The sequence below is a fragment of the Amycolatopsis sp. cmx-11-51 genome, from assembly GCF_047608665.1.
GTDB lineage: Bacteria > Actinomycetota > Actinomycetes > Mycobacteriales > Pseudonocardiaceae > Amycolatopsis.
On record NZ_JADNQO010000002.1, the window covers coordinates 307,258 to 320,254 of the forward strand.

At 68.0% G+C, this 12,997-nt stretch carries 12 protein-coding genes; 6 read left to right on the plus strand and 6 right to left on the minus strand.

Annotation, left to right across the window (positions count from 1 at the left end):
- Position 1: 1 nt before the first annotated feature.
- Positions 2 to 355, plus strand: a complete 354-nt coding sequence (locus ACM6LU_RS10345) for a DUF3817 domain-containing protein (RefSeq protein WP_414937405.1) — start codon at positions 2 to 4, stop codon at positions 353 to 355.
- Here ACM6LU_RS10345 and ACM6LU_RS10350 read toward each other — a convergent pair.
- Positions 352 to 1,773, minus strand: coding sequence for an MFS transporter (locus ACM6LU_RS10350; protein ID WP_414937406.1), 1,422 nt, complete (start codon positions 1,771 to 1,773; stop codon positions 352 to 354). The two genes, ACM6LU_RS10345 and ACM6LU_RS10350, sit on opposite strands and share 4 nt — an antisense overlap.
- Before the next feature lie 137 nt (positions 1,774 to 1,910).
- Here ACM6LU_RS10350 and ACM6LU_RS10355 point away from each other — a divergent pair, with 137 nt between their 5' ends.
- Positions 1,911 to 2,480 carry a TetR/AcrR family transcriptional regulator gene (locus ACM6LU_RS10355; protein ID WP_414937407.1) on the plus strand — a complete coding sequence of 190 codons (570 nt, stop codon included), beginning with the start codon at positions 1,911 to 1,913 and terminating at the stop codon, positions 2,478 to 2,480.
- 555 nt (positions 2,481 to 3,035) lie between these two features.
- Here ACM6LU_RS10355 and ACM6LU_RS10360 read toward each other — a convergent pair.
- Together ACM6LU_RS10360 and ACM6LU_RS10365 are read right to left on the minus strand one after the other, a co-directional pair.
- Positions 3,036 to 4,610 (minus strand): cation acetate symporter, encoded by a 1,575-nt coding sequence (locus ACM6LU_RS10360; protein WP_414937408.1) that lies wholly within the window; start codon positions 4,608 to 4,610, stop codon positions 3,036 to 3,038.
- Positions 4,607 to 5,029 (minus strand): DUF485 domain-containing protein, encoded by a 423-nt coding sequence (locus ACM6LU_RS10365; RefSeq protein WP_414937409.1) that lies wholly within the window; start codon positions 5,027 to 5,029, stop codon positions 4,607 to 4,609. The genes ACM6LU_RS10360 and ACM6LU_RS10365 overlap by 4 nt, the downstream gene beginning before the upstream one ends.
- 967 nt (positions 5,030 to 5,996) lie before the next feature.
- On the opposite strand from ACM6LU_RS10365, the gene ACM6LU_RS10370 reads away from it, so the two are divergent.
- Genes ACM6LU_RS10370 through ACM6LU_RS10385 form a run of 4 tightly spaced genes read left to right on the plus strand, consistent with a single transcriptional unit; the run spans position 5,997 to position 11,181 of the window.
- Positions 5,997 to 9,407 (plus strand): nitrate- and nitrite sensing domain-containing protein, encoded by a 3,411-nt coding sequence (locus tag ACM6LU_RS10370; RefSeq protein WP_414937410.1) that lies wholly within the window; start codon positions 5,997 to 5,999, stop codon positions 9,405 to 9,407.
- Positions 9,404 to 9,856, plus strand: coding sequence for a roadblock/LC7 domain-containing protein (locus ACM6LU_RS10375; protein ID WP_005166055.1), 453 nt, complete (start codon positions 9,404 to 9,406; stop codon positions 9,854 to 9,856). The genes ACM6LU_RS10370 and ACM6LU_RS10375 overlap by 4 nt, the downstream gene beginning before the upstream one ends.
- Positions 9,857 to 9,863: 7 nt before the next feature.
- Complete coding sequence (locus ACM6LU_RS10380; protein WP_414937411.1) at positions 9,864 to 10,589, plus strand: DUF742 domain-containing protein; 726 nt, start codon at positions 9,864 to 9,866, stop codon at positions 10,587 to 10,589.
- A 28-nt stretch (positions 10,590 to 10,617) separates the two neighbouring features.
- Complete coding sequence (locus tag ACM6LU_RS10385) at positions 10,618 to 11,181, plus strand: GTP-binding protein (RefSeq protein WP_101606490.1); 564 nt, start codon at positions 10,618 to 10,620, stop codon at positions 11,179 to 11,181.
- A gap of 36 nt (positions 11,182 to 11,217) precedes the next feature.
- On the opposite strand, the gene ACM6LU_RS10390 is transcribed toward ACM6LU_RS10385, so the two are convergent.
- The 3 genes from ACM6LU_RS10390 to ACM6LU_RS10400 form a co-directional block, all read right to left on the minus strand.
- A complete protein-coding gene (locus ACM6LU_RS10390; RefSeq protein ID WP_414937412.1) occupies positions 11,218 to 11,775 on the minus strand; it encodes a dihydrofolate reductase family protein in 558 nt (185 codons plus the stop codon).
- Positions 11,776 to 11,890: 115 nt separating this feature from the next.
- On the minus strand, positions 11,891 to 12,547 hold the full coding sequence (locus ACM6LU_RS10395) for a DUF899 domain-containing protein (protein WP_414937413.1): 657 nt from the start codon (positions 12,545 to 12,547) through the stop codon (positions 11,891 to 11,893).
- On the minus strand, positions 12,540 to 12,878 hold the full coding sequence (locus ACM6LU_RS10400; protein WP_414937414.1) for an ArsR/SmtB family transcription factor: 339 nt from the start codon (positions 12,876 to 12,878) through the stop codon (positions 12,540 to 12,542). The genes ACM6LU_RS10395 and ACM6LU_RS10400 overlap by 8 nt, the downstream gene beginning before the upstream one ends.
- Between the last annotated feature and the right edge of the window lie 119 nt (positions 12,879 to 12,997).

Genomic DNA, 12,997 nt, shown 5'->3' on the forward strand with positions numbered 1-12,997 from the left:
TATGACCACCCGAACTGACGACGCTGCCCCGGCCCACTCGGTCTCGCTGGGCGGGCCGCTGATCCGGTTCCGCGTCGCGGCGTACGCCACCGGTGTGGCCCTGCTCGGGCTGGTCGTCGAGATGCTGCTGCAGTACGTCTTCCGCGTGGAACTTCCCCAGTTCGTGAAGATGATCCCCATGGTCCACGGCGGGCTCTACCTGATCTACCTGCTGCTTTCGGTCGACCTCGCGATCAAGGCCCGCTGGTCGATGAAGGGCACCGTCCTCGTGCTGATCGCCGGTTGCGTCCCGTTCTTCTCCTTCGTGATGGAGCGCAAGGTCACGCACAAGGTCCAAGCGGGCGTCAAGCTCTAAGCCCGGCGCCGGAAGGTCAGCGCCACCAGGAAGGACAACGCCGTCACGATGGCGGCGGTGGCGAACGCCGAGGTCATCCCGTGGACCGCGGTCTCCGCCGGGCTCCCGGACGGGGTCCGCGTCACCGTGCCGAACACCGTGATCAGGATCGCGAGCCCCAGCGTCGCCCCGACCTGCTGCAAGGTCTGCAGGAGCCCGCCGGCGGCACCCGCGTCGTCGGTGGGCACCGTCGCCATGATGATCACGCTCAGCGGGGAGAACGCCAGCCCCGCGCCGGCGCCCATCAGCACCATCGGCCCGAGCAGATGGGAGAAGTACCCGCTGTCGGTGGTGAGCGCGGTCAGCCAGACGACCCCGCCGGTCATCAGCGCCGTGCCGGTCAGCGCGAGCGGTTTCGGGCCGAACCGGGGGAGCAGCCGCGGAATAAGCCTGCTGAGCCCGAACATGCACAGGGCCATCGGCAGGAACGCGAAGCCGGTCTCCAGCGCGGCGAATCCCGCGATGTCCTGCAGGAACTGGGTCAGGAAGAAGAAAAGCGACATCATCGCCATCGGCCCGAGGAAGAAGTTGACGTAGGCCGCGGCGCGGTCGCGTTCGGCGAACAGCCGCAACGGGATCAGCGGCTGGCTCACCCGCGTCTCGATCGTGAGGAACGCGGCCAGCAGAGCCAGCCCGGCGGCGAGGCTGCCGAGGGTGATGGTGTCGCCCCAGCCGTGCGACGCGGCGTGGGTGAACGCGAACACCAGCGAGCCGACGCCGAAGGTGCCGGTGATCGCGCCGGGAAGGTCCAGTCGCGCGCGCCGCCGAGGGGGATCGGCGACGTACCGCGAGGTGAGCAGGACGATCGCGAGCCCGAACGGGACGTTGATGTACAGCGCCGCGCGCCACGAGATCCATTCGGTCAGCAGCCCGCCGAGCAGCAGGCCGATCGCGAAACCGCCGCTGGACATCGCCGAGAACAGCGCCAGCGCACGCACCCTGGCCTTGGCCTCGGTGAATGTGCTGGTGATCAGCGCCAGTGTGCTCGGCCCGGCGAGCGCCGCGCCGACACCTTGCGCGATCCGCGCCGCGATCAGCATCTCAGCCGAACCGGCGAGGCCGCCGAGCAGGGACGCGGCGGTGAACACGGCCGTGCCCACGACGAACATCCGGCGTCGGCCGAACAGGTCGCCCGCCCGTCCGCCGAGCAGCAGCAAACCGCCGAAGACGAGGCTGTAGGCGGTCATCACCCAGGACAGCCCGGTGTCGGTGAAGCCGAGTTCGGACTGGATGCGGGGGAGCGCGACGTTCATCACCGTCGCGTCGAGGATGAGCATGAGCTGGCAGGTCAGCACGATCGGCAAGACCAGCCGGTGTGGAGATGGTGGGGCCTCGGCCGTCTCCGGCCTAGGCTCGGTACGCAGGGATCGCTCGGTCAAGGAATACTCCAAAGACGTAACGAGATGAAGCGGAGAGACTCTCCACTTGAGGTCGTGAGCGATGATATGGAGAGTGTCTCCGCTTACGCAAGTGGATTGGGAGAACGTCTCCGTTTTCGTCGCCCGAGGAGGTGCAGATGGCCACGGCCGATCCGGTCCGTCCCATGCGCGCGGACGCGCGGCGCAACTACGAGCGCATCGTGGCTGTGGCGAAGAAGGCGTTCGCCGCCGACGGCGTGGACGTGCCAGCCGACGACATCGCCAAACGCGCGGGCGTCGGCGCCGGCACGTTGTACCGGCACTTCCCGACGCGCGAAAAACTGGTCGAGGCCGTCTATCGCGACGAGATCGATGGGCTGGCGCAGCGCGCTTTCGACCTGCTCGAAGAACTACCGCCTGGAAAGGCGCTCGAGACGTGGCTGTCGACGCACGTCGTCTACGTGGTCGAGAAGCACGGGCTGGCGATGACGCTGAAGGCGTCCGTCGACGCCGGGTCCGAGGTCTTCGGCTGGTGCCAGGCCCGGCTGCGGACCGCGTCCGACGCGATCGTGAAGGCGGCTCAGGAGGAGGGCGTGCTCCGAACCGATGTCACCGGGGTCGACATCCTGAGGCTGGGCCACGGGGTGGGTTCGGCCGCGAGCAAGGCGTCGCCGGAGGACACCGAGCGGCTGCTCGCGATCGTGCTGGACGGCCTCCGGGCGCGTTGATTCTCGGACGAGGCTCGTTCGCGACCCTCGCGACCGTGCGTTGCTCGTTTGAAGTACCTGAAAGACCCCTTCCTCGCGCCTGGCGCAGGGTCCCGGCAAAGTCGAGGTCTTGCAGGTCAGACGGTTATTCGTCGCTGTGTGAGACTGACGAGGTAGGAATGAGGACGTCGAGTGTCCCCATTCCTACATCGTCGCGGGGTTCACACTGGTTGCGGAGCTTGATCAACAGGGGTTCAGGGACATGCCTTCCCCGCTCGGCCCTTGCGGGCACTAGCGATGACAAGTCCGGATTACCACCAGCAGCTCCGCGACTTCGCCGGGACCCTGGCGCCTGGCGCGAGGAAGGGGTCCTTCATGTACTGGTGAACGCGTGAAGGGACCCTTCACGCGCGTTGGTTGTGACTGGTGGTGCGCGGAGGCTCAAGTTGGTGTTCCAAGAGAGGTGAGGGGAACTTCAAGGGACTCTGGGTCCCTTAAGGAGGCCTTCACGGACGACCCGCGATTCGATCGCACACCCTGGACGCCTCCGGAGGTCTCCCGGCATGTGGCGGTGGGTCAGGAGCCGATCCCGGTGAGGGACCGCACCTCCATCTCGGCGTGCTTGTCCGGATCCGCCTTCGAGCGGCCGACGAACGTGCCGACGATGCCGCACAGGAACGAGAACGGGATCGAGACCAGGCCGGGGTTCTTCAGCGGGAACCAGTGGAAGTCGACGCTCTTGATGATCGAGTCCGCGGACCCGGACATCACCGGCGAGAAGAGCACGAGCACCAGGCTCGCGATCAGTCCGCCGTAGATGCCCCACAGCGTGCCGGTGGTGTTGAACCGTTTCCAGAACAGCGAGTACAGCAGCGTCGAGAGGTTCGCCGACGCCGCGACCGCGAACGCCAGCGCCACCAGGAAAGCGATGTTCTGCCCGTTCGCCAGGATGCCACCCACGATCGCGAACGCCCCCACGGCGACCGCGGTCAGCCGGGCGACCCGGACCTCGGCGGCCGGTTCCGCCTTGCCGCGCTTGAAGATGTTGGCGTAGACGTCGTGGGCGAAGGAGGCCGACGCGGTGATCGTCAGCCCGGCGACGACGGCGAGGATGGTCGCGAAGGCCACCGCCGAGACGATGCCGAGCAGGACGGTTCCGCCGATGTTCAGCGCGAGCAGCGGCGCGGCGGAATTCTCCCCGCCCGGCGCGTTCTTGATCGCCTCCGGGCCGACGAGGGCGGCCGCGCCGAAGCCGATGACCAGGGTGCAGAGATAGAAGACGGTCATGCAGGCGGTCGCCCACACCACCGAGCGCCGCGCCTCGCGCGAGTTCGGCACCGTGTAGAACCGCATCAGCACGTGCGGGAGCGCGGCGGCGCCGAGGACCAGTGCCAGCGCCAGCGAGACGAAGTCGAGTTTCGTGATCTCGCTCTTGCCGTACGAACCGCCAGGCTGCAGCAGTTCGTCGCCGAGCGGGCTCCTGTCGGCGGCGGCGGAAAGCAGGTTCGAGAAGCTGAAGCCGAACTTGCCGAACAGGAACACGGTGATCAGCGCGCCGGTCAGCAGCAGGATGGTCGCCTTGATGATCTGCACCCACGTGGTGCCCTTCATCCCGCCGACCAGCACGTACAGCACCATGACGACGCCGACGACGCCGATCACCAGCGCTTGGCCGACGCCGCCGTGGATGTCCAGCAACAGCGCCACCAGCCCGCCGGCGCCCGCCATCTGCGCGAGCATGTAGAAGAAGGAGATCACCAGGGTCGACGTCGCGGCCGCGGCGCGGACCGGGCGCTGCTTCATCCGGAAGCTCAGCACGTCGCCCATGGTGAAGCGGCCGGTGTTGCGCAGCAATTCAGCGATCAGCAGCAGATCGACCATCCAGGCCACGAGGAACCCGATCGAGTACAGGAAGCCGTCGTAGCCGTGGATCGCGATCGCCCCGGCGATACCCAGGAACGACGCCGCCGAGAGGAAGTCACCCGAGAGCGCGATGCCGTTCTGCCGCCCGGTGAAGGCGCTGCCCGCCGCGTAGTAGTCCGAAGTGGAGGAATTGCGCGTGCTGGCGCGGTACACCACGTACAGGGTGATCGCGACGAACAGCGCGAACACCGCGATGTTCAGGACCGGGTCGTTGTCGGGGATGCTCATCGCTCCCCCGCCTCGACCGAGGCCCGCAGCTGCTCGACCTTGGGGTCGAGCCGTTTGTTGGCGAAGCGCAGGTAGGCGATCGTGATCAGGATCGTGCTCGCGAACTGGCCGAGGCCGAGCAGGATGCCGACGTTGATCTCGCCGATCACCTTCCGGCTCATGAAGTCGTGCGCGTAGGCCGCCAGCAGCACGAACGTCATGTACCAGGTGAAGAACAGCAGGCTCATCGGGAACACGAACCGTCGGAAGGTCTTGCGCAGCGCGACGAACTCCTTGCCGTGCTGGATCCGGTCGAAGTCCGGGCCGGTACTGCGCTGCGGCGGGGGAGCGGTCTGGCGCCCGCGGACGAACAACGCGGGCAGCTGCCCGGTGTCCTCGAGGGCGTTGCTCACCGCGTAGGGGCGCGCGACGTCGGGCATGGGTTCCTCCGGGGGCTTGCTGGCATCCGGCGCGGGACGGAGCGCACATACTAACTACGGCTTCGGGCGCGCTGAATAGGCGACCCCGCTTCCACGAACGCACGACCTGGTATTCGTTTTCCTGTTGTATTAGTGTTCTGGAAATTCATTTTGGTCGAAATGATTCGGCTTTCTCACTCGTAATAGTGAGGTCGCTTGTCACGCGCGGTCGTCGCCCGAACGGCCCACTGCGGCAAAAGGTGGAGGTGACCACGCTGTGTCCCTCGTTTTGGTGACAGATCGTAGTTCTGGTTCCGGGTCGCGACGGGGTTCGATACTGTGCCCGTCATCGCGGACCGGGGAAGATCCCCTGGTTCGACGGTCATCCCGAAAGGAATCACCACGTCGAGCGACAACGAGCCGACCAGCGTGGCAAGGCCACAACATCGGGCACACATTTGAGCTTGACCCACCCGTTGGGGGCACGGAAAGTAGTTCGACTGGGCTACGTGGCTACCCTGCGTAGGCTGATCGGGTGACAGGGGCATCCTGTGTATCCGCGCAACCCGTAACCGGAATTCCCTCGTTTGTGACGCGGAGACGGATTTCGGGCCGTGTACATCGTTCAGGTGTGCACTTTTCCCAGGTCAGCACCCGTGTGCTGAACGGAATTGACGGCGCCCGGATTGGTGTACGATTCTTTGGCCCGGCTGACCCGCAGTGATCGATTGGCAAAAAAGTTGATCTCGACGACCATGCACTTCGCTGGTTGCGACCTGCACGTGCAGGTGCAAGACCTCCTGAAGCGGACCGGTGTTCCTGGGGACACCAGGATCGCCGGACGGGGTCCCTCATGTCGCGGTCGATCACGTGGTCAGGCCGGGGCCGAGTTCCCCGCAGGTGAGTACCTCGCGGGAACGGACGCCTCAGACCGTGCCAGGACGCCGGACAGGGAGTCACCTACGTGACCGTTGCAGGAGAAGGCCAAGTGCCTGTCGGGGAGCTGCTGGGCCGCACTCCCCGGCCATCGCGGTGGGCCACCGGCTGGCGCGCGGTCGTTCGCTGGCGGGACTGGAGCCTGCCGGTGAAGCTGTCGGCCGTGACGCTGGTGCCGATCCTCATCGCGCTCGCACTGGGCATCGCCACCATCGCGGGACAGGTCGGCCGTTCCGACGGCTACCAGCGGCTGGACCGCCTCGTCGCGCTGAGCGGGCAGATCCGCACGCTCGCCGACGGTCTCGGCCGTGAACGCACCCAGTCCGCCGCCGGGCTGACCACCGGCACCGTCGGCGGCACCCTCGAACTCGGCTCCGCCCGCGCCGACGTCGACACCGCCATTCCTCTCTATGTGGCCGCCGCGTCCAGGGCCGTCGAGAACGAGCCGTCGCTTCGCCAGGCACGCGACGCCGCGGCCGTCCAGCTGGCCAGGCTGGCCGACATCCGGCAGCGGGCCTCCGCCGGACAGCTCGACCCCGTCCAGGCCATCGGCGAGTACACCGACGTCACCACCGCGCTGCTCGCCGTCGACACCGCGTTGGCCGCGGGCGCCAGCCAAGACGTCCTCGGCGGCACTCCCGCCGCGTTGCACGACCTCGTCGTGATGAAGGAACAGCTTTCACTGAGCCAGGCACTGGTCTCCTTCGGCATCGCCCGCTCGAGCCTCGCGCCGAGCGAGCTCGACCAGCTGCGCACCGCCGAACTGCGGCTGTCCGACCGGTTCACCGACTTCCGCGCCGCCGCTTCGGAACAGCAGCGCCAAAGTTTCGGCGCTACCGTCACCGACGAAGCGATGGAGACGCGCGACAGGCTCGCGAAGACCGCGCTCGGCGAGCAGGGCACCCCTTCCGCACAGGCGTTCCGCACGTTGTCCGCGCAGGGCTGGAACGACGCCTCGAACGCGGTGATCACCAAGACGGGCGAGATCGCGAACAAGTTCGGAGCACAGGCGAGTTCGGTATCGGCCGAACTGGTCGACGACGCCAGCAGCGGCGCGGGCCTGCTCGCGGTCCTGTTGTTCGGCGCGATGGTGCTCGCCGTCGCGGTCGTCTTCCTCATCACCCGTCAGCTGCTGCGCTCACTGAAGGTGCTGCGCGCCAGCGCCCTCGACGTCGCCGAGAAGCAACTGCCGGACGCGGTCCGCAACATCCAGGAGGGCCGCTCGCAGGGCACCGACGTGCGGCCGGTGCCGGTCGGCGGCGACGACGAGATCGGCGAGGTCGCCAGAGCCTTCGACAAGGTGCACCACCAGGCGCTGCGCCTGGCAACCGAGCAGGCCTCGATGCGGACCGGCTACAGCAACGTGTTCGTCAACCTCTCCCGCCGCAGCCAAAGTCTCGTGCAGCGGCAGCTGCAGCTGATCGAGCGGCTGGAGCGCGACGAGGAGGACGCCGACCAGCTCGCCACGTTGTTCCAGCTGGACCACCTCGCCACCCGCATGCGCCGCAACAACGAGAACCTGATGGTCCTCTCCGGCGCCGAGCCGGGCAGGCGGTCCGGCCAGCCGGTCTCCGCCACCGACGTGGTGCGCGCGGCGGTGTCCGAGATCGAGCAGTACCAACGGGTCACCGTGCAGAACCCGCCGCCGGTCCGGCTGGTCGGGTACGCGGCCAACGATCTGATGCGCCTGATCGCCGAGCTGCTGGACAACGCCACCGCGTTCTCCGCGCCGGAAACCCAGGTGACCGTCGCGACCAGGCTCGTCGAAGACGGCTCGTTCGGCATCGACATCCTCGACAAGGGAATCGGGATGAACGAGGCCGAGGTCGCCGAGGCCAACGCCCGGCTCACCGAGGCCCCCAACGTCGACCTCGCCACCTCACGCCGGATGGGCCTGTTCGTGGTCGGACGCCTGGCCAGCAGGCACCACATCGGCGTCTCGCTGCACGGCGGCAAGGACATCGTCGGCGTGCGGGCCACCGTCTCGGTCCCGGCGGACCTCGTGATGCCCCGGCCGGGAGACCCCGGCCCCGCCACCGGCCCGATCACCCAGCGCCTCGCGCCGCTGCCGCCGCAGCAGCCGGGTGGCCTGCCCCGCCGTCAGCGTCCCGTGAACGGCTCGCGGCCGAGCGTGCCCCCGCAGGGCGTCGAGCGGTGGCCGTCGGCGAACGATTTGGCGGGCCACACCAAACCCGGGATGAACGGGCACGCCCCCACCCAGGACCCGCGGCCGCCGTCGGATCTGGAGATCTCGGGAACGGCGCTGTTCAGCCCGATCCCCAAGGACCAGACGACATCTCCGCCCGCCCAGCCGCCGTCGACCCCACCGCCGTCGACCCCGCAGCCCCGTTCGCCGGAGCCCGCCGCCGAGCCCGAGCCGGTCGCCAAGGACGTGCCGAAGCCCGCCGAGTCCACGTCGGCTTCGATGGAAGGCGAACTGCCCAGCGGCAAGGAACTGTTCGAGGCCAAGAACAGCACCACGCTGAGCGAGTGGTGGAACCAGGCGACCACTCCGCCCCCGGTGGCGGCGCCGCCCACCGCGTCGGAGACGACGCCGATCTTCGACGAGATGCTCTCGGCGTGGTTCCGTTCGCCCGCCCCCGTGCCGGAAAAACCCGCGGCCAAACCGGCGGCCAAGAAGGAGAAGCCGGGGCAGACGGAGCCCGAAGAGAAGAAGGTCGCCGAGCCCGCCGCCGAAGCCGGGGCCACCGCCGAGCAGGAGGCACGCAACTGGGATTTCGCCAGCGACAAGGCCTTCCGCACGGTGCAGGAGGTTTCCCAGACCACCCCGTCGACGTTCACCCAGGCCGGGTTGCCGCGCCGCCGCAAGGGCGAGCAGCTGCTGCCGGGCAGCGCGGCGTCGTCGCTCCCGGCCGCCGAGCCCGCCGCCGAGTCGGACCTGCCGGTCCGCGACCCGGCGAACGTGCGCGGCAGGCTGAGCAGTTTCCAGCAGGGCGTCAAGCGGGGCCGCAAGGAGATGGCGGCCAAGGCCACGCCTGCCCCCGCCACCCAGCCGGAAGCGACGCCCGTGCCCGCGAAGGCACCGGAGCCCGCGAAGGCACCGGAGACGGCCGCGCGTCCAGTGGCGCCGCCCGCCGCGCTGCCGAGCCGGAAGCCCGAGAAAAAACCGCAGGCAGCGCCGCCGGAACCGGAACCGGTTTCCGCCGTCGAGGAGACCGACGCGTGGAACTTCGGCTCCGACGAAGGCTGGAAGGCCGCCCAAGCGGTGTCCCAGTCTTTGCCTCCGAAGATGACTTCGGCAGGATTACCCCGGCGCCGTCGCGGGGAGCAACTGCTTCCGGGCAGCGCGGGACCGCCCGGCGGGGCGGTCACCCCCCGACCACAGCGAGACGCGCACGACGTGCGCGGCCGCCTGAGCAGTTTCCAGCAGGGCATCCAGCGCGGACGGCACCACACAGCCCAGGCGACCGAAGCCAACCACGAAACCCTGGAGGGTGAATGACCTCGCCGAACCCGGCCCAGCCCCAGCAGAACCAGTTCGGGTGGCTGGTGAACGACTTCGCGGAGCGAGTGCCCGGAGTGGCGCACGCCGTGGTCGTGTCGGCGGACGGCCTCCTGCTCACCGCGTCCAGCAGGCTTCCGCTGGACCGGGCCGACCAGCTGGCCGCGGTCGCGTCCGGCCTGGTGAGCCTGACCCAGGGCGCCGCACGGTGCTTCGAAGCGGGCGCGGTCAACGAGACCGTCGTCGAAATGGAACTCGGCATCATGGTGCTGATGTCCATCAGCGACGGCTCCTGCCTGGCCATCCTCGCCGCCCCGAACTGCGACATCGGACAGGTCGCCTACGAGATGACGATGCTCGTGGACCGCGTCGGCCAGATCCTCACGCCGGAACTCCGCGCGCAATTGCAGGGCGCCGGTGGGTCGCTGATCGGCGAACCGGTGGGATGATGTCCCGATGAGCACCGGGTCCGGATCCTTCGGCGAACCGCCGGGGACGGGTGAACACCAGCCCCCGCGCGCGGGGGCTGCCAATGCTGCCGGTTCAAGGGACGACGGTACCTTCGCCGACGTCCTGAACGGCTTCACCCTGGATTCGGGCCGTGGTCGTCGGAAGCGCAAGAAGAGCAAGCAGTCCGAAGATGCCCCGGTTCCCCATGCAGTCCCGCAGCCGACCGATCAAGGAGACCGCGTGACCTCACTTGCTTCTCCACCCGACAGCGGCGCAGGCGCCGTCGGGCCGAGACCAGGTGGTCTTTTCGACCCGGGCCCACCCAGTGGCGAGTTCATCATGCCCGCCGTTTTCGAGCAGGCGCCTTCGCCGCTCGAAGAGACGGCGATCGTCCGTCCCTATGCCCTCACGGGCGGCCGGACCAAGGCGAACTACGCTCTCGAGCTGGAGACGCTCATCTCCACCAAGGACCACGTCACCGCGGGTAGCCTTCCCGCGGTGGCCGCGGAGCAGATCGAGTGCGTCTCGATCATCGAGGAGTGCCGGACCCCGCGTTCGGTCGCCGAGATCGCGGCGACCCTGCGTGTACCGCTGGGTGTGGCACGCGTGCTGATCAGCGACGCGGCGGACGCGGGACTGGTCAGCGTGCACAAGACGATTTCGGGCAATGACGGCGCCGAGGCACATCTGGTGTTGATGGAAAGGGTTTTGAGTGGACTCCGTCGGCTTTAAGGCACCGCGGGACACCGCGCCCCCGACCATGACATCCGCGAAGATCGTCGTGGCGGGTGGTTTCGGTGCGGGTAAGACGACCTTCGTCGGTTCGGTGTCGGAGATCGTCCCGCTCACCACCGAGGCGATGATGACGGACGCCAGTCGGGGGATCGACAACCTCGACCAGACGCCCAACAAATCGACCACCACGGTCGCGATGGACTTCGGCCGGGTCTCCCTCGACGCGGACCTGATCCTCTACCTGTTCGGCACGCCAGGGCAGCAGCGGTTCTGGTTCATGTGGGACGACCTCGTCCGCGGCGCGATCGGCGCCGTGGTGCTGGCCGACACGCGACGGCTGGCCGATTCGTTCGCGCCGATCGACTTCTTCGAGGACCGGGGCCTGCCCTACATCGTCGGGGTCAACACCTTCGACGGCGTCCTCGAGCACGACATCAACGACGTGCGTGAAGCGTTGTCGATCGACCCCAACATCCCGATCGTCCGCTGCGACGCCCGTGAACGGGAGTCGACGAAGCAGACGCTGATCACGCTGGTCGAATACGCGATGCGGCAGTGGATCGCGTTGCGCGCGAGCAACTCCAGGTGAACCTGGCGGCGGCAGCGTAGGGGCTGCCGCCCTGGTTCACACCGTTTCGTAACTCAGCAGCACCGCACGCCCGTCGAGCGTGCGCGTGCCGGTCAGCCGCAGGTCCGTCCGGACGCCGCCCGGGAACACCTGCCTGCCGCCGCCGAGCACCACCGGGTGCACGACGACATGGACCTCGTCGATCAGGCCGCGGTCCGACAGCGCGGTGGCCAGCTCGGCCCCGCCCATCAGCAGCAAGTCCTTGCCGGGCCCGCTTGTGAGTTCGGTGATGCGCTCGGTGAGGTCGCCGCCGACCACTTCGGTGTTCCAGCCGGCCTTTTCCAGTGTCCGGGAGAAGACGATCTTCGGGGTCTCGCGCCAGATCGGGGCGTACCTGACGTCGTGCGGGTGGTCCGACAGCGATTCGGCCTGCGGCCAGAACGACGACATCATGTCCCAGACACGCCGCCCGTAGACCAAGGTGTCGGCGCGGTCGGTCAGTTCCTGGGAGTGGTCGGACAGCTCAGGTCCCATCGCGGGCCAGTCGAACTCCCCGTTCGGGCCCTCGATGTGGCCGTCTAGCGAGGTGTGCACGAAGTAGACGAGCTTGCGCATGGCTGGATCCCTCCGGTGCGGCGCCCGCCTTCCGGGCGCCGGTCACCGAGAGGTCGGAGCGGCCGCGGCGTTCTCGACCTGCCCCGACAGCAACTAGAGGACTAATTGCGATCGGTCAGTATTCGTCGTGCCGCTTCCACCAGCTCCCTGGCGCGTCCGTCCCCCGGCTGGACTCCTCCCAAGCCTCCTGGCGCCCGAGCGGCGTCAGGTCCAGGTAGCGCAGCGTCCCCACCAGCTGGTCGCCGCCGCGAGCGGTGGTGAAATAGGTCCGGAACACGTCTTCGCCGTCGCGCAGGAAGACGCTGATGCCGAACCCGGTGCCGATGCCGCAGTCCGCGGTGAAGTCGCTGCCGCTCGCCGAGACCCACGGGACGGTCCAGCCCATCCGCTCCTTGTACCGCTCGATTTCGGGCAGCGTCGCCGGCGCGACCACGTACAGCGTGGTGTCGCGGGCGTGCAGGTGGGCGAGGTGCCCGATGTTGTCCACGACCATCGAGCAGCCGGGGCAGCCCGCCTTCTGCCCGGGGCTGAGCATGAAGTGGTAGACGATCAGCTGTCGTCGTCCCTCGAACAGGTCCAGCAGTGTCACCCGGCCTTGCGGTCCGTCGAATTCGTACTTGCCGTAGTAGCGGACCATCGGCAGGCGACGGCGTTCGGCGGCGACCGCGTCCGCGGCGCGGGTGAGTTCCTTTTCCTTGGCCAGCAACGCGTTTCGCGCGATGTGCCATTTGTCCTGCGAGACTATTTCCGGCAGTGCCGTGCTCTCAGTCATTGCGATCGCCCTTCTGTAGTTCGGCCAGATGTTCCTCCAGCCGGTCGAAGCCGCCTTCCCAGAAACGCCGGTAACGCTCGACCCAGTCGGAGATCTCGCCGAGCGGGGCGGCCTCCAGCCGGCAGGGCCGCCATTGCGCCGTGCGGCTCCGGCTGATCAAGCCCGCGCGCTCGAGGACCTTCAGATGCTTGGAGACGGCCTGGAGGCTGACCGAAAAGGGCTCGGCCAGCTCGTTGACGCTGGCCTCGCCGGTGGAGAGCCGGGCGAGAATCGCCCGCCGGGTGGGGTCCGCCAAGGCGGCGAACGTGGCGCTGAGCTGATCAGTGGTCATTGCTGCTCAATCGATCGGTTGTTTAACCCTTCGGTTGAATATACTGGTGCGAGTCGATCTGTCAAGGACGAGTGAGAGCGCCATCACGCGAGCGAATGGGTTTAAAATAGTAGGAAGTC

Bases quoted from the DNA above. Each gene is read 5' to 3' on its own strand.
- ACM6LU_RS10345 (WP_414937405.1), top strand. From the start codon at position 2: ATGACCACCCGAACTGACGACGCTGCCCCGGCCCACTCGGTCTCGCTG.
- ACM6LU_RS10355 (WP_414937407.1), top strand. From the start codon at position 1,911: ATGGCCACGGCCGATCCGGTCCGTCCCATGCGCGCGGACGCGCGGCGC.
- ACM6LU_RS10360 (WP_414937408.1), bottom strand. From the start codon at position 4,610: ATGAGCATCCCCGACAACGACCCGGTCCTGAACATCGCGGTGTTCGCG.
- ACM6LU_RS10365 (WP_414937409.1), bottom strand. From the start codon at position 5,029: ATGCCCGACGTCGCGCGCCCCTACGCGGTGAGCAACGCCCTCGAGGAC.
- ACM6LU_RS10375 (WP_005166055.1), top strand. From the start codon at position 9,404: ATGACCTCGCCGAACCCGGCCCAGCCCCAGCAGAACCAGTTCGGGTGG.
- ACM6LU_RS10380 (WP_414937411.1), top strand. From the start codon at position 9,864: ATGAGCACCGGGTCCGGATCCTTCGGCGAACCGCCGGGGACGGGTGAA.
- ACM6LU_RS10385 (WP_101606490.1), top strand. From the start codon at position 10,618: ATGACATCCGCGAAGATCGTCGTGGCGGGTGGTTTCGGTGCGGGTAAG.
- ACM6LU_RS10390 (WP_414937412.1), bottom strand. From the start codon at position 11,775: ATGCGCAAGCTCGTCTACTTCGTGCACACCTCGCTAGACGGCCACATC.
- ACM6LU_RS10395 (WP_414937413.1), bottom strand. From the start codon at position 12,547: ATGACTGAGAGCACGGCACTGCCGGAAATAGTCTCGCAGGACAAATGG.
- ACM6LU_RS10400 (WP_414937414.1), bottom strand. From the start codon at position 12,878: ATGACCACTGATCAGCTCAGCGCCACGTTCGCCGCCTTGGCGGACCCC.